The 15,036-nt window shown below is 66.1% G+C and carries 17 protein-coding genes and 2 tRNA genes; 17 read left to right on the top strand and 2 right to left on the bottom strand.

Going from position 1 to position 15,036, the window contains the following annotated elements:
- Positions 1–21: 21 nt before the first annotated feature.
- Positions 22–753 carry a DUF1134 domain-containing protein gene (locus E7773_RS00825; RefSeq protein WP_293986982.1) on the bottom strand — a complete coding sequence of 244 codons (732 nt, stop codon included), beginning with the start codon at positions 751–753 and terminating at the stop codon, positions 22–24.
- Between the two features lie 227 nt (positions 754–980).
- Here E7773_RS00825 and E7773_RS00820 point away from each other — a divergent pair.
- From E7773_RS00820 to E7773_RS00790, 7 genes are all read left to right on the top strand, one after another.
- A tRNA-Ser gene (locus tag E7773_RS00820) sits at positions 981–1,070 on the top strand.
- Between the two features lie 141 nt (positions 1,071–1,211).
- Positions 1,212–1,883 (top strand): DUF6445 family protein, encoded by a 672-nt coding sequence (locus E7773_RS00815; RefSeq protein WP_293986980.1) that lies wholly within the window; start codon positions 1,212–1,214, stop codon positions 1,881–1,883.
- A gap of 4 nt (positions 1,884–1,887) precedes the next feature.
- Positions 1,888–3,144, top strand: a complete 1,257-nt coding sequence (locus tag E7773_RS00810; protein ID WP_293986978.1) for a hypothetical protein — start codon at positions 1,888–1,890, stop codon at positions 3,142–3,144.
- The gene (gene dapB, locus E7773_RS00805; protein ID WP_293986976.1) at positions 3,141–3,869 is read left to right on the top strand and encodes a 4-hydroxy-tetrahydrodipicolinate reductase; all 729 of its coding nucleotides are present in this window, start codon (positions 3,141–3,143) and stop codon (positions 3,867–3,869) included. Before E7773_RS00810 ends, dapB begins: the two co-directional genes overlap by 4 nt.
- Positions 3,866–4,519, top strand: a complete 654-nt coding sequence (gene nth, locus E7773_RS00800) for an endonuclease III (RefSeq protein ID WP_293986974.1) — start codon at positions 3,866–3,868, stop codon at positions 4,517–4,519. The genes dapB and nth overlap by 4 nt, the downstream gene beginning before the upstream one ends.
- Before the next feature lie 15 nt (positions 4,520–4,534).
- Positions 4,535–4,894 (top strand): hypothetical protein, encoded by a 360-nt coding sequence (locus E7773_RS00795; protein WP_293986972.1) that lies wholly within the window; start codon positions 4,535–4,537, stop codon positions 4,892–4,894.
- A 46-nt stretch (positions 4,895–4,940) separates the two neighbouring features.
- Positions 4,941–5,017, top strand: a tRNA-Arg gene (locus E7773_RS00790).
- A 103-nt stretch (positions 5,018–5,120) separates the two neighbouring features.
- On the opposite strand, the gene E7773_RS00785 is transcribed toward E7773_RS00790, so the two are convergent.
- On the bottom strand, positions 5,121–5,390 hold the full coding sequence (locus E7773_RS00785) for a helix-turn-helix domain-containing protein (RefSeq protein WP_293986970.1): 270 nt from the start codon (positions 5,388–5,390) through the stop codon (positions 5,121–5,123).
- 211 nt (positions 5,391–5,601) lie between these two features.
- On the opposite strand from E7773_RS00785, the gene E7773_RS15530 reads away from it, so the two are divergent.
- The 10 genes from E7773_RS15530 to E7773_RS15525 all read left to right on the top strand — a co-directional run bounded on the left by E7773_RS15530 (position 5,602) and on the right by E7773_RS15525 (position 15,026).
- Positions 5,602–5,772 carry a MerR family transcriptional regulator gene (locus tag E7773_RS15530; protein ID WP_363129649.1) on the top strand — a complete coding sequence of 57 codons (171 nt, stop codon included), beginning with the start codon at positions 5,602–5,604 and terminating at the stop codon, positions 5,770–5,772.
- Positions 5,769–6,455, top strand: coding sequence for a hypothetical protein (locus E7773_RS00780; protein ID WP_293986968.1), 687 nt, complete (start codon positions 5,769–5,771; stop codon positions 6,453–6,455). The genes E7773_RS15530 and E7773_RS00780 overlap by 4 nt, the downstream gene beginning before the upstream one ends.
- On the top strand, positions 6,452–6,829 hold the full coding sequence (locus tag E7773_RS00775; protein ID WP_293986966.1) for a hypothetical protein: 378 nt from the start codon (positions 6,452–6,454) through the stop codon (positions 6,827–6,829). The genes E7773_RS00780 and E7773_RS00775 overlap by 4 nt, the downstream gene beginning before the upstream one ends.
- Positions 6,830–7,219: 390 nt before the next feature.
- A complete protein-coding gene (locus tag E7773_RS00770) occupies positions 7,220–9,637 on the top strand; it encodes a bifunctional DNA primase/polymerase (protein WP_293986964.1) in 2,418 nt (805 codons plus the stop codon).
- Positions 9,638–9,878: 241 nt separating this feature from the next.
- Entirely contained in the window at positions 9,879–10,532 is a 654-nt protein-coding gene (locus E7773_RS00765) for a hypothetical protein (protein ID WP_293986962.1), read from the top strand.
- A 643-nt stretch (positions 10,533–11,175) separates the two neighbouring features.
- Complete coding sequence (locus E7773_RS00760) at positions 11,176–11,664, top strand: hypothetical protein (RefSeq protein ID WP_293986960.1); 489 nt, start codon at positions 11,176–11,178, stop codon at positions 11,662–11,664.
- On the top strand, positions 11,661–11,960 hold the full coding sequence (locus E7773_RS00755; protein WP_293986958.1) for a hypothetical protein: 300 nt from the start codon (positions 11,661–11,663) through the stop codon (positions 11,958–11,960). Before E7773_RS00760 ends, E7773_RS00755 begins: the two co-directional genes overlap by 4 nt.
- Positions 11,957–12,367 carry a hypothetical protein gene (locus E7773_RS00750; RefSeq protein ID WP_293986956.1) on the top strand — a complete coding sequence of 137 codons (411 nt, stop codon included), beginning with the start codon at positions 11,957–11,959 and terminating at the stop codon, positions 12,365–12,367. The genes E7773_RS00755 and E7773_RS00750 overlap by 4 nt, the downstream gene beginning before the upstream one ends.
- A gap of 2 nt (positions 12,368–12,369) precedes the next feature.
- Complete coding sequence (locus E7773_RS00745; protein WP_293986954.1) at positions 12,370–14,622, top strand: hypothetical protein; 2,253 nt, start codon at positions 12,370–12,372, stop codon at positions 14,620–14,622.
- A 146-nt stretch (positions 14,623–14,768) separates the two neighbouring features.
- Positions 14,769–15,026 carry a hypothetical protein gene (locus E7773_RS15525; protein ID WP_363129645.1) on the top strand — a complete coding sequence of 86 codons (258 nt, stop codon included), beginning with the start codon at positions 14,769–14,771 and terminating at the stop codon, positions 15,024–15,026.
- Positions 15,027–15,036 lie beyond the last annotated feature (10 nt).

Genomic DNA, 15,036 nt, shown 5'->3' with positions numbered 1-15,036 from the left:
ATGCGGCAGGCCGCATTCGGGCTAAAACGGTACCCACGTGCCCTTGTGCCGGAACTTCACATATCCCGCGTTGACCCCCGCGCGCCAGCCGACGCCGAGCCGCACCGGGATGATCACCACGTCGCCGCGGCGGAGATACGTCGCCGAAAATCCGCCGACGAAATACAGCCGCCCTTCGGCGCCGACGAAGCGCTTGTACGCATCCTCGGTGTCATAGAGGTTGTAGACCAGCATGAAGACCTTGGTCGCGTCGCCGCCGACGTCGAACCCCACGGACGGCCCGCGCCAGTAGATTTTCTGGTCGCCCGCGACCTTGTGGCTGAGCACGCCCGAGCCGTAGCGCGCGCCGACGACGAACGCGCCCGACGCTTCCTTGCCGGCGATATAGGCGTTGGGCCGGCCCTGTTTCGACAGGATCTTTTCGATCATGTCGGCGAGCCCCTTTGCGCCCTTGCCGAACGTGCCTTCGGCGGCGGCCAGCACGTCGCCCTTGTCATAGGTCGGGCCGGTAGTCGGCGGCACGTCGGGCGGGGGCACGTCCTGCGGCGGCACGTTCGCGCTCTGGTCCTGCGGGACGGGACGCTCGTCGGGGGCGAGCGGCGCGGGGGTGGGCGCGGGCGTCGGGCGCGGGGCGGGCGGGTTCCTGAGGTCGCCGTCGATCGCCCGGTTGGGGTCGATCGTCGTCACTTGCGCGGCCACCGGCCCGGCCAAAGCCGCTAGCGCCAACGCGATCGTCGTCATCAACCGGCGCATGGCCTACTCCCCCGATACGATACTCGCGCCAAGGCTAAGCGCGCGGCGGATTGCCCGGCAATGAACGGGTTCGTTCGCAGCGACGACTCGAATCGATTCCACGCCGAACCGAGTCCGTTTGGCGCGCTATCGCGCGCAGCGGTCGGGCGGAGGCCCGATCGCCCGCAAAGACTCGCGGTTGATCCCCTCTAGCCCCCTCGCTATAGCCCGCGCTTCGCCGCTGCGTGGGAGACGTGGGTGAGTGGCTGAAACCAACGCTTTGCTAAAGCGTCGTACGGGAAACCGTACCGAGGGTTCGAATCCCTCCGTCTCCGCCACCGCGCAGCGCGGGCCGATTTAGAGCAGCTAAATCGACCACTGGCCAGCGCGGCCGGCGCCGCTACGCGGCGTCCGACGACGCGGCTTCGCCGTCGCGCACCGGCCCTTCCCAGCATCCATATTTGCGCTATTCCCGCCGGGTGACTCCCGCGCTCCACCATATCGGCGCTGCGCGACAGCCCGTGATCGTCATCGACGACTTCACCGGCGCGCCGCAGGTCGCGGTCTCGCTCGCGGCGGCGACCGCGCCGTTTCCGCGCGCGGCGGGCAATTACTATCCCGGGCTGCGGCAGCCGATCGTCGCGGGCGATGCCGCGTTCGATTATATCGAACGCCTGTTGCAGGATGCGGCGCCGTTCATCGGCGGCGGCTTCGACGTCGGCGGGTTCGAGCTGATCGAAGCGAGCTTTTCGATGGTCACCGCCGCCCCCGACGCGCTCGACCCGGCGCAGCGTGCGCCGCATTTCGATTCGATCGATCCGGACCAGGTCGCGGTGATGCACTATCTCAGCGAGACGCCGGGCACCGCCTTCTACCGCCAGCGCGCGACCGGGATCGAGACGGTCGATGCCGGCAACGTCGCACGCTTCGTCGCGGCCGCGACCGCTGCCGCCGACACGATGGCGGGATACACCAACGAGTCGAACGCGCATTACGAGCAGATCGGCGCAGTCGCGGGGCACATCGACCGCCTCGCCATCTATCGCGGCGCGATGCTGCATTCGGGCATCATCCCGCCTGATGCGGTGTTGAGCGATGATCCGCGCACGGGGCGGCTGACCACCAACATCTTCCTTCGCCTGCGGCCCTGACGCGATGCGGCGGTTCGCTTTCTGGCTGGTGATGCTGTGGTGCCTCGCGACTGCTCCCGCTGTTGCGCAGAGCATGTCCGCCGCTCATCTCCAAACCGCCGCCGAAGCACTCGCGCAGGATGCCGTCGAATATGCGCGGCAGTTCGGCGTGCCTCAGGCCGAGGCCGAGCGCCGGTTGCGCGCGCTGGCCGACAGCGTCGCGGCGACCGACCGGATCGGCGACCAGTATCGCGACCGGCTCGCGGGGATTTCGATCGAGCACAAGCCCGCCTTGCGCATCCTCGTCTTCCTCACCGGCGATGCGGCGGTGCCCGAAAAGAATCTGGTCGTCGGCGGGATGCGCGTGCCGATCGTCTTCCGCACCGGCGCGAAGGCGACGCGCGACCGCGTGATCTGGGCGATGACGTGGCACCAGGGCGCGATCCGCGCGGCGCTGCCCAACCCGCCCGCGATGGGCCTCGACCCGCGCACCGGCGAGCTGGTGGTGGTCGTCCCGACCGCAACCGCCGCGGCGAAGGGCGAGGAGACGCTTCGCGCGAAGCTCGAAGCCATCGCCGGGGTGCCGGTGCGGCTGCGCGTGCTCGACCAGGTCGACGTCAACCTGTCGGCGCCCGAAGGCGGGTCGCGGGTCGAGGGGACCAGTCCGGCCGACGGCAAGCGCTATCTCTGCACCACCGGCTTCACGGTGACCGACGGCACGCGCTTCGGCGTGACCACCGCGGCGCATTGTCTCGACGATCTCAGCTATCTCGACCCACAGCGTGTCGCCACGCCGCTGCGCTACGTGGGGCAATGGGGCTGGGGGTATCAGGACGTGCAGGTCAACGCGTCGCCGGTGCCGCTGGCGGGGCGCTTCTACGCTGACACCGCCAAGACGGTCGAGCGCCCCGTCACCGGCCAGCGCACCCGCGACGAGACTCGCGCGGGCGACTTCGTGTGCCATCGCGGCGAGACGACGGGGTATAGCTGCGCGCTGATCGAGCTGACCGATTTCGCGCCCGCCGGGGATCTGTGCGGCGGGGCGTGCCTGCCGACCTGGGTGACGGTGGCGGGGCCGACGTGCAAGGGCGGCGACAGCGGGTCGCCGGTGTTCGCGGGCACGACCGCGCTGGGGGTGTTGAAGGGCGCGACCTATCGCGCGGGCAAGTGCGTCTTCTATTTCTATATGTCGGTCGATTACCTGCCCAAGGGCTGGAGCCTGGTGCGCGGGGATGTGCCATCTGTTGCGCCGCCGCTTATTGGTGCAAAGGTCGCGCCATGACGGCGATCGGCATCCTGGGCAGCGACGGGCGGATGGGTCGCGCGATCGCGGCGGTCGCGAGCGATCTGGGCGCGAGCGTCGCGGGCGGGATCGACGCCGGGGGCGATGCGCTCGCGCTCGCCAGGATGTGCGACGTGCTGGTCGATTTCACCGCGCCCTCGGCGCTCGAGGCGAATCTGGCGGCGGCGTGCGAGGCCGGCACCCCGATCGTCGTCGGCACCACCGGCCTCACCGCGCAACACCACGCGCTGATCGACAATGCCGCCGCGCGCGTCGCCTTGCTCCAGACCAGCACGACCTCGCTGGGCATTACCTTGCTCGCGCGGCTGGTCGCCGACGCCGCGGAGAAACTCGGTCCCGATTGGGACATCGAAATCGTCGAGGCGCACCACCGGCACAAGGTCGATGCGCCGTCGGGCACCGCGCTGCTGCTCGGCGAAGCGGCGGCGGAGGGGCGCGGCGCGCCGCTCAACGATCTGAAGGTGGTCGACCGTGCCGGGCTGATCGGCGCGCGTGCGGAAGGGACGATCGGCTTCGCGTCGATCCGCGGCGGGTCGATCGCGGGCGATCACCAGGTGATCTTCGCCGGCCCCGGCGAGCGGCTCGAGCTCACCCACCGCGCCGAGAGCCGCGAGATTTTCGCGCGCGGCGCGGTGCGCGCGGCGCTGTGGCTCGCTGGGCAGCCAGCGGGGCGCTACGCGATGGCCGAGGTGCTGGGACTATGAAACCGGCCGACGTGGTCGAGTTCTTCCACCGTCTCGCCGCCGACAACCCGCACCCCGAAACCGAGCTCGAATACGGCAACCCATACCAGTTGCTTGTCGCGGTCGCGCTGTCGGCGCAGATGACCGATGTCGGGGTGAACAAGGCGACCCGCGCGCTGTTCGCCGAGGTGAAGACGCCGCAGCAGATGGTGGCCTACGGGCACGACGCCTTGCGCGCCGCGATCCAGAGCATCAACTTCAACAACACCAAGGCGAAGAACGTGATCGCGCTGTCGGAGGCGCTGATCCGCGACCATGGCGGCACGGTGCCCGACGACCGCGCCGCGCTCGAGGCGCTGCCCGGGGTCGGGCGCAAGACCGCCAACGTCGTGCTCAACTCGGCGTTCGGGCACGAGACCTTCGCGGTCGACACGCACATCTTCCGCGTCTGTAACCGCACCGGCCTTGCGCGCGGGAAAGACCCGCTCGCGGTCGAGCTCAAGCTCGACAAGGTCGTGCCCCAGCCGTTCCGCCTCCATGCGCACCATTGGCTGATCCTGCACGGCCGCTATGTCTGCAAGGCGCGGACGCCCGAATGCTGGCGTTGCGTCGTTGCCGACCTCTGTGCGTTCAAGCCCAAGACGCCGCCGCCCACGAAGCGTGGCGGCTGACCAGGAGACAGACCGATGCGCCCCCTTTTCGCCCTTGCCGTCGCAGCCCTCGCGGCGCCCGCCGCCGCCAGCGACAAGGGCGTCCCCGCCGCGACGCCGACCGGCGCGCCGGTCGATTGCGTCCAGCTCAACCAGGTGCGCGAAACGCACGTGCGTAGCGACCAGGTGATCGACTTCGAGCTGTCGGGCAAGCGGATGTACCGCAACACGCTCGACGCCGCGTGCCCGAGCCTCGGGTTCGAGGAGCGGTTCAGCTATTCGGTGTCGAACGGCGAGCTGTGCTCGACCGACACGATCACGGTGCTGCAGTCCTCCGGCATCCGCGGCGCGACGTGCGGGCTCGGCAAGTTCCAGCCGGTGAGCGTCGCGCAATAGAAACGCTGGCGCGGTGCCACGCGCTTTGCTAGGCGCTCGCCTCCAGGCACCCGTAGCTCAGCTGGATAGAGCGCTGCCCTCCGAAGGCAGAGGCCACAGGTTCGAATCCTGTCGGGTGCGCCAGTCCCACTCGTAAGTTGTTGAAAGCGTTAGGCTAATTGTTGCGTGGTGGGCGCTTCATAATTTTTTCCAGCAAATCCAGCCACGCCCGGAATAGTTCAGGCTGTCAGGCCATCACCGGTAGCGCCTCGAGGTATTCCGCCAGATCCCCGGCCAGGATGATCGTCGACCGGCCGCGCTTGCGCGCCTTGAGCCGGCCAGCCTTGATTTCCTCGAAGATGGTCGAGCGCCCGATGCCCGTGGATGCGACAGTCTCCTCGATCGAATAGGCGAGCTTCGGCGAGATGACCTTGGCGCGCAGCAGACCGCGCTCAATAGCCAATGCGATTTCCTCGCGAGCGCGCGTGGAAAAGAAACTTTGCCCACCGTCAGTCATGCCTTGCCTCCATCCATCGTCTCACCTGCTCGGGGAGCCTCCATTATCCTGACGTATCAATAGCTTGTAACGGATGCATCCGTTGATTTCGGCGCGGTGACAGTTGGATAAGTAAGTTGCGAATCGCAACTGGGTCCACCCAAACGCCCCTCCACTGACCGGTCAAAATCGTATCATCGTGCAATCGCCAACCCTCCACGAGGTTTTTGACATGTCGCTCACTACCAACGCTCTAGCCGCCGAGATCGGCGTCACGAGGGCAACACTTTGGAATTGGCAGCGCGCGGGAATGCTTCCCGCACCACATCGCGAAGGCCGCACTGCTCGTTATGACCCCGCCGCTGTCGCGGTTGCCCGCAATCTGGTGAGGGCGCCGCGATGAACGCTTTCCGGTTGTCTGATCGTGTGATCGACGCAGTCGCCCGCAATCAGTCGGCGCTCGCCCGCGCCAAACAGGCGCTCACGGCGCATAATCGCGAAAAGCCCGCCGGCGATGACGCCGACGCGCTTTTCGCCTGGCGCCGTGAGCGCCGCGACCTCGAAGACCGCATCGCGGCATCGGAGGGGGCGCTGGCATTCGCCACGGCCGCAGCCGAACGCGCGACCGCCGAAGCGGCGGCCCGAAAAGCCAAGATCGATCATGACGCCGCAGATAAGACTGCGGAAGCGGACGTGAGGCTCGTCCATAAGGTCGACGCTCTCGTGCGGAAACTCGCCGATGCCCGCGATCAATTGGCAGCGAGCGTCGCGCGTACCAAGGCGGCAAACCAGGTCCGCGGCGACCTGCCGCATATTGCCGACGCCGAGTTCCGCGTGCGGTCCCGTCCCGGCGAAACTGTCGAGGAAATTGCCACGTTCGATGACGTCAACGTCGACGCGGACGGCAATCCGGTGTCGGCGACAATCTGGGACGGGGCCGTCGGGAAGCACGTCCCCAATCCGGCGCTCGTCGGCACCGAGAAGCGCAAGCACGTCCTTCGGCCGGCGATGCAATTGCCGCCGCGCATGCCGCAGCGGTTCGCCGATGCGCTCAGACTGGTCGATCTTGCAGGGAACGCGCTGTGAGAACCTTCGACATCGTCGCCCACCCGACCGCGCCCGAACTCGACCGCGCATGGTTCGCCGATCGGCGCCGCCACTTCCGCTTCCGCCCGCCATTCCCCGGCGAGCCCGGCGGCGCCGTGCTCGTCCGGCGTGACGGCGCGCGGATCGTGTTCGACGGCGAGCCAACGCCCGCGCGTTTCGAAATGGGCGCGCATGAGAACCTTTGCGCGGTCGTGTGGCGATCGCTCGAGGCGGTCGGGTTCCCGATCGAGCCGCCTAACAAAAAGGCGACGGCCGAAGCCGCCGCCGAAATAACTGACCGGCGTGCCAGCGCCGACTTCACCAAGGATGCCACGATGCCGAGAGCGACCACGGACCGGACGAATGCAGAATAGCCCCGCTACCCAACCCACGCGCGGTGCGTTCGGTGGCCTTCATCTTGCGGCGCTACACGGCACGACACTGGCCGATCCGGCCCCCGCCGCTGCTGATCAGAGTCCGCGCCCCTCCGAATTCGAGGCCGCGCGACGAGCGGCAAGGTCTCTAGTCAGTGGGATCCCATCCGATCGCAGGTTCGTCGCGGACATCGAAGATGCGGCAATCGATCCGCGCGTGATCTTCGAACGCATCGCGGCTGCCGCCGAACTTCCTGCAGATCTCATAGTGGTAGTTGCCGGCGAATTTGTGAGCACGCCGCGAAACGCCCGACGCCTAGCGGAGATGGCGATTATCGACTTCGCGCCGCTTCGTCGGCGCCGGGCCCGATCTTCTCGAAAGGCTGCAGCATGACATCCCCCTTCGCCTCGACCGCCGCCAATTATCGAGAGCGCGGCCTCGCGATTCTTCCGTGCGGCCCCGGCACCAAGTTCCCCGGGCGCTACGCCGCGGCGAACGGCTGGTCGACGCAATACGATTGGCAGAAGTATTGCGACCGCCTGCCCACCGACTTCGAGCTCGACATTTGGGAGAAGTGGCCCAACGCCGGGGTGTGCCTTGCGCTCGGCCGTTCATCGGCGCCCGCGGGCCTGCAACTGGTCGCGGTCGACATCGACACCGAGGAACCCGCCGAGGTAGCGGCGATCCGCGCGGTATTGCCGGGCTCGCCCGTGCGCAAGCGCGGCGCCAAGGGCGAGACCGAATTTTACCTCGCCCCCGTCAGCGTACCGAACCGCCCGTATAACGATGCGGCGAAGCGCCGAATGCTCGACCTGCTCGGGCACGGGCGGCAAACCGTCCTGCCGCCAAGCATCCATCCAGATTGCCCCCATTGCGGGAGCAAGGGGGCGGTGTCCGGCGCGGATATGGCGTGCAACGACTGCGGCGCGATCGGCAATCCCTATGCCTGGACGACCCTCGACACGCTCGACAATTTCGACGTGGCCGACCTGCCCGTGCTCCCCGCCGACATCGCCGACATTCTCGGGCGCGCACTGGCGCCGTTCGGGCACGTCGACGCGCCGAAGCTCGGCGGCAATTCAGCCGACCCCGACGCGGAAGCCTCCACACACCGCGAGTTGAACGACACTGCACTCGCCAATCTCGGCGCCTGGGTGCCGGCGCTCAATCTCTATAAGTGCCGCCAGGTCGGCGGCAAATATAAGGCGGTCTCGCACTGGCGCCCATCATCGTCGGGCCGCCCACTGTCGGCGCGGGCGGCGAACCTCGCCATTTCGGCGGAGGGGATCAAGGATTGCGGCGAGGGCAAGGGCTATACGCCGCTCGACCTGGTCATGGCGGCATGCGACGCCGACCTCGACACCGCGTTCAGGTGGTTGCAGGAGCGCGTCGCACCGGCGCCGGCTGTCATCCTCTCCGCGCGCGTGCCCGCCGAGGAGCCGTTTGTGCGGACGTCGCCGGCGGGCAACCTGGCAGGGTTGCGGCTGGCTGCCAGCGACGGGGTGGCGGTGCAGCCGATGGGGGTAGCTGTGCCAGCGCCGCCCCTTGCTTCAATCATCCCCCCCGCGCTCTGCACTCCTCCCGGGCTGATTGGTGACATGGTCGAATGGATGAACGCCGCCAGTCCCGTACCCTCGCCGCAGCTCAACCTTGCCACCGCGATCGCCTTCCTCGGGGCGATCTATGGGCGGCGCTATGAGGCGCCCACCGGCGCGCGGACGAACTTTTATGCGATTGGCGTGGCGCCGTCCGGCTTCGGCAAGTCCTTCCCGTTGAAATGCGTCAGCTCGATTGAGCAGAATGCCGGCCTCGGCCGCTTCTTCGGGCCGAGTGGCCTGAAATCGGACTCCGCATTACGCAAGTTGCTCGAGGTCAAAAACCCCGTGTTCTTGCCGATCGATGAGGTTGGCGAGCTGTTCCGCCGTGTGCTGCACCGAAAGGCAGCGAGCCATGAAGCCGGACTCCGGGAGTTGCTCCTCAACCTGTTTTCGGAAGCCGACAACGTCTACCGCGGGTCCGAAGGTGCGAGCGAAAAGGCCGTGCCGATCGTCGCCCCGCACCTATGCATTCTCGGAATGTCGACACCGTCGGCATGGTGGTCGGCGTTCAGCACCGCCAATGCGGAAAATGGGCTGCTGCCACGCATCTTGATCTTTGACGCGGGCAAGGATCTACCAGACGAGGTCACGCCCGCGGTGTCTCGTCGCGAGGTCCCGGCTAGCATCATTGAGGGGCTGCACGCATCGCTGGACATTGGCGGAAACCTCGCCGCCTTGCCGGGCTCGTCGCAATCGCCATTGGGTGTACCGTGGGGCGAGGGAGCGGGCGCCTATCACCTCGATCTCAAGCGGGAGATGAAGGCGAAGTGTCGCCGGGCAAGTGGGCTCGAGGAGTTGGCATATTCGCGCTTCGCGGAGCATGCGATAAAGCTCGGACTGTTGCTGGCCATCAGCCGTCATCCGGTGAGTCCCGTGATTGAGGTGGCAGACCTGCAGTGGGGCCGCGACGTTGTCGAATTCACAACGCGGACGCTGCTCGATGGCGCCACCGATCGCGTTGCCGACAGCGAGTACCAAGCCGACTACAAACGGATTCTGCGATTGGTAAAAGAAGGCGGGCCGCACGGGATCGCGGAATTCGCACTGAACAGGATGCTAAGCGGATCGATCGACAGGCGGCGCATGAACGATATCATCGATCAACTCGGCACGGCGAGGGAGATCGTGAAGGCGATTGGGACCGGCCCGAAGGGTGGCCGACCTGGCACTCGCTTCACGGCGACCCAACACATATCCGAAGTTGCGTGAGGTTACTCCGTACGGTCGATAACCAAAACGTAACCTCGGGACGATTCCCTCTCTGTCGACATATAGTTAAAGGGGTTGTTGAGGTTGTTTGGGGGGGGGGGGTGGTGGACTAGTTCTGACCCGTACCCCCCCCCACTAACAACTTGGCTAACCCTCTAAACCGGCGCGAGCCGACCGTGCCATTGCGTGCTGATTGGCGCAGCGCTGCTGGTCGACTATGATTCGCGCCGGAGGACGGTGGATGGCGTATCCCAACGGGGTCGACTGGGCGGCGACTGGATCGATGCTCCAAGGCATCGGCACTATCGTAGGAGCCGGGGCCGTCATGTGGGGCGCGGCGAAGGGCACGGCGGCCTGGAAGGAACAAAAACGCGCAGAGCGCCGGCTGCAAATGGCGGAACAGATACTCACGGCAACACACCGGGTGCGGGGTGCGATTGCGTACGTCCGCGGTGTAATGCTGTGGGCGCATGAACTCAACGCGGCCGAAGAAAAACTCAAAGAGGATGCGCATTGGACCAGCCAAACGCAGGCGCGTCAAAAACGGCTGATCACCGCGCAAGCCTATTACACGCGGCTCAATAACACCCGGAAGGATCAAGACGCGCTCGTGGATTGTTTACCCATGGCACGCGCTCTTTTCAGTGAGGAATTGGAAAAAGCAGTCGAGACTCTCAACCGGCAGTTTTGGATCATTCGCACCTACGTCGACGCATCTGTAGATGATGAGCCAGGGCTCGACGCAGACTTCACACAGAAAATTCGCCGCGCCATGTACGACATCGACCCCCAAGAAGGTGAGGAGAATGAGGTCACAACAGCGGTCAATGGGGCGGTCGCCACGATCGAAAGGATCTGCGTGCCCTCGCTGAGGTTAGACCCGCCGGGACCGTAGCGGGCCAGCAGGCGGCGCTTCACCCACACACACTAGCATCACCCCTGCCACGCGCCCCGCTCGCCTCGCTAGAGCCGCGCCCCATCCCGCTGCACCTCACATGCCACCGGACGCCACGCGGGCGGCCTGGCGCCACCCTACGACGCGACGCGCCCTATCGGCTAGCATGGGCTCGAGCATGCGCCAGCACGACACGCGGCGCGCGGGAGGGGCGGCGCGTGGGGATGGCGTGGCGTGGCCGCCGATCGGGCGCGTAGCAGGGGGCCGTGCGCCCATGCGGGAGGGCGGCGCGGGAGGGTCGCGAGGCGTGCAGGGTTGATGCGGGAGGACCATCCGGGCCGCCGGCGCGAGGCGGCGGGTCCTCGGAAGGCCACCCACGGGGCGGGTTCGGTCGAAAGTGCGTCGGGTATCCAGATACCGTAAAGTTTTAGAGGTTGTTTCCACCGGCGTGGACTAATCGAGGCCGACTCAGAAAAAATATATAATATTTTTCGTAGGTTACTTGTTTCCACGGCGGCAGGCCAGCGGTGATCACAATGATCAGTCAGGTAGCGACTGCTTTGCACCAGCCCGCCCATCGCCAGGAAGGCCGACGCCACCGAACCCGCCCGCCAGATTGGCGCAACACTGCCAAAATCGCCCGATGGAATTGCTTTCGGACCAATCACCCGCCGCCAGAATGATTGCGCAGCGCTGTGCCGTCGGCGATCCCCATCGCCCACCTTCGATTATGAAGCGCCCGTCGAAGATCACCGTGCCCGAGCGGGCCAGCCCGCTCGCCAAGCTCGTATTCGCCGAGATGAAGCGGCAGGGCGTGACTTACGCCGACCTCGAATGGGGTGCGGGCGTCCAGATTACGACGTTCAAAGCGTGGCGTTCTGACAATCGGCCGGGCCTAGAGACGATCGAGGCTGCGCTCGGCGCGCTCGGATGGGCGCTCGTGCCGGTGCCGAACTTGAACATGCTCGCTCCGGAAGATCGGGCTGCGGTCGAAGAACTTGCGGGCCGACTGCGGCCAAGCGAAATTCTCGCGTCCGCGATTCAAGCCGCCGCGGATTTCCCGGCTCGCGCGGCTCGCGACCGAGCCGATCGTCTCGTGCCCCCGAAGCGCCAAACGGAGTCGGTCGAATGACGCACGTCCGTCTGAATAAGCCGATCACGATCGGTAGCCGCACGGTGGCGGTCGTAAACGTCACGATCCCGCCGGAATACCTGCGAGATCCGGACCTTCCCCCGTTGGAACAAGCTAAATCGAACATGGCCGCCTCGATCGGCCTGCCCATCGAATTCGTCGAAGCGCTCGATCCGGTCGACGTCGATGCAATAGGCGCCGCTTTTGTCGCGGCCCGCGACCAGCACAATGCCGCGGTGATGGCGCTGACCGGCAATCGAAAAGCGCGACGTCATGTCTGGAAGGGGGCGCGATGAGCCCCGCCGCCGCCCGCCGCGAAGCTGACCGCCTTGACCGCGTCTTTGACGCTACCGGCTCGGCTCCTATCGCGTCGCGCGCCGCCGCACTTCGCCGTCACGCCGAGCAGCTTGAGGCGGGAGGTTGTGTGTCGGAGCTCGAATCGATTGCGCCGCCGATTTCGGCCGAGGTCGAAGCCGACGAAATTGAAGCGGCGGTTTCCGATCTCGAGCCCGCAAGTGAAGCGCGCGCTGCCGAAATTCTCGGGCACGAGGCGCATCTCCCGCGCGTTGCAGTCGCTCGGCCGCGCACCTGCGATGAGGAGGTCGACGCCGTAGTCGCGCGCATCTGCGGTTTCCTGCCCCCCGATCGCACAGCCCAGCCCGATACTGCCGACGGCGTCGTCGCGCGCATTCTGGCAGCCTAGCCATGCCCGGCCAATTCTCCGTTGCGATCAACATCGGCGCCAACATCTTGCCGAGCATGGCGGCCGCCGTCTCGAAGGTCGATCGTGCTTTCGCCGGCATGTCGCGCCGCATGAAGATTACGACCGCCGAATCCAAGGTGGCCGCCCGCGAAATGGCCGCCGCCATGAAGCCCCTGCTCGGTCTAGCTGCGGCGGGCGGACTTTCGGCGTCGTTCAAGGGCATCCTCGGGGAGGGCGCGGAGTGGCAGCACCAGGTGACCATGATGCGGCTCGCCGGGCGAACCTCGAAAGAGATGTCCGCGGCGATCGCCGCGGCAAACCGTACTATCGCGGAAGTCCCCACGGCCACGCTCAACGACAGCCTGAAGATACTGAATGAGACGACGCTTGCCTTCGGGGGGCTCGGTCACGCGATCGCGAACCTTCCCTTCAACGCCAGGATGGGCGCGTTGATGAAGAATCTGCTCGGCGATGACTACAATACGGGGGAGGGCTTCAACCAGTTGGTTCGCGCGCTCGAGCTTCGCTCCGGCAAGATGTCCCCCGCCGACTACCAGCGGCAGGCGGGTGGCCTGTTCCGCGCGATGGAAGTGTCGGGCGGAACCGTGAACCCCGAGAATTTCCTCGGCTTCATGCAGCAAGCGGGATTGGCTGCCCGAGGGTTCAGCGAGTCATTTTTGACCCGCGTCGTCCCTTCGCTAATTCAAGAGATGGGTGGCGAGCGCGCCGGTACGGCGGCCACTGCTCTGTTTAATCAGTTCATGGGTCGCGTCGCGGTGGGCGGGAAGTCCGTGACGGCCGAATGGACGCGGCTGGGGCTCGTGCCGCCGAAAGGCACGGGCGGCAACCTGTCGGCAACAGGCTGGTCACCCGGCACGCTTAAGAACAACGCGCTCGCCATGTCCAATCCCCTCGAGTGGGTGGAGGGCACGCTTTTCCCCGCCCTCCGCGTGCACGGGATCGACACGAACGACAAGAACGCGATGCTCCTCCAGGCACAGAAGATGTTCGGGCGCGAGACCGGCAAGCGCCTGGCGTCGACCCTGTTCGACCCGGCGCAGTTGGCGCGAATTCATGCGGATATGTCGCTGTACGACAAGGCCATGGGGCCGGACAAAGCCTATGCCGAAGCCATGCGCACGGATCCGCGCATGGCGCTGGCAGCAACCGCGAGCTCGCTCAAGAACCTCGAGACTACCCTCGGCAAGTCCGTCTTCACGCCGAGCACGATCGCCGCGATTCAGAGCGTCGCCAAGGCCATCAACATGCTAGCCGGCGTGTTCGATGCGCATCCCGCATTCGCCAAGGGCGTTGCCGGCCTTCTCGGGTTCGGGGCCGTCGCCGCGGTTCTGCGCGTGTTCGGCGTTGCGCTCACTTGGCTAACTTCGCCGCTCGCCAACTTCGGCAAATGGATCGCGATCGCGTGGCGCTGGCTCGCCCCGATGCGCATCGCGCTAGTGATGCTCGCGGAGCTCGGGTTCGACACGCTGCTCGCCGCGGCCGCGCCGGTGGTCGCCGTTCTGGCGGCCGTCGGCGTCGCGATCGCGTGGATCGTCGCCAAGTGGGACGGAATCAAGGCCTTCTTCGTCGGCATCGGCCAAGGCTTCATGCAAGGCATCCAGCCCTACCTCCCGGCAATGCGTCGGATCATCGATACGCTGCGGTCAGCCCTTGCTCCCCTGTTCAACGTGCTCACGAACCTATGGCAGCACGGAATTAAGCCTGTCTTCGAATGGTTCGGTCGACTGTTCGCCCCCGCCGACGTGGCGAATTGGAATAGCGCGGGCCGCTCTATCGGTGGCGTTATAGCTTGGCTGGCCGGCACGTTTGTCACCTTGATCGACAAGATTACGCAGGCCGGTCATTCGTTGGCGGACTTTTTCTCGAAGAACGCGCCCGGGTGGATGAATACGCCCATCACGGACATGTTGCCGAAATGGGCGGGCGGTACGAACATTGGCCCGATCGATGGCCGCGGCAAGCCGCTGGCAGGAAAGCGCGCCGCAGGCGGGCCTGTGTGGCCGGGCGGCACCTTCCTCGTCGGCGAGCACGGGCCCGAGTTGTTCACTCCCGGCCGGTCTGGCACGATTATTCCGCACAGCGAGTTGCAGCGCCGGCGCGCGGTGCGCGATGGGGGTGTGAGTGTGCGCGATATCCATATTCATGGCGCGAACGATCCCGCGAGCACGCAGCGGATTGTGCGGGCCGAGCTCGCGCGCCTTGCGGCGGGCAACGCGGCGCTGTTGAGCGATTGATGGCAAACGAAGCGCGGCGAATGAATAGCACCATTCGCGGTCGAGTTATCCCCAGAAATCATTCACTTTATTTGTTCGGCGCCTAAAGTGCTGTTGTAAAGTTGGAATTGCTCTGCATTCTTCCGACGCAGGGGGGGGAATGCAACATGAGCCGAAAAAAGGTTTGGTTTCTGTCGTCTGCCGCGACCGTATGGGTCATCGGTGGCGCGGCCGCCGCGCAGGAAACCACGACGTATACTTACGACGCGCTTGGCCGCCTGACGGGAAGCTCAATCAGCGGCGGGCCCAACACCAGCCGCGTGACGGGGACTTGCTTCGACGCGGCGGGAAATCGCACGCGGTACGATGTGGCAACGAGTACGCCGACTCCATGTCCATCCCCGACGCCGACGCCCTCGCCTTGACTGCGATGGG

The organism is Sphingomonas sp. (assembly GCF_004799495.1).
Lineage (GTDB): Bacteria > Pseudomonadota > Alphaproteobacteria > Sphingomonadales > Sphingomonadaceae > Sphingomonas.
The sequence above is the reverse complement of the archived record's forward strand: the minus strand, read 5'-3'. Positions and strand labels throughout refer to the sequence as shown.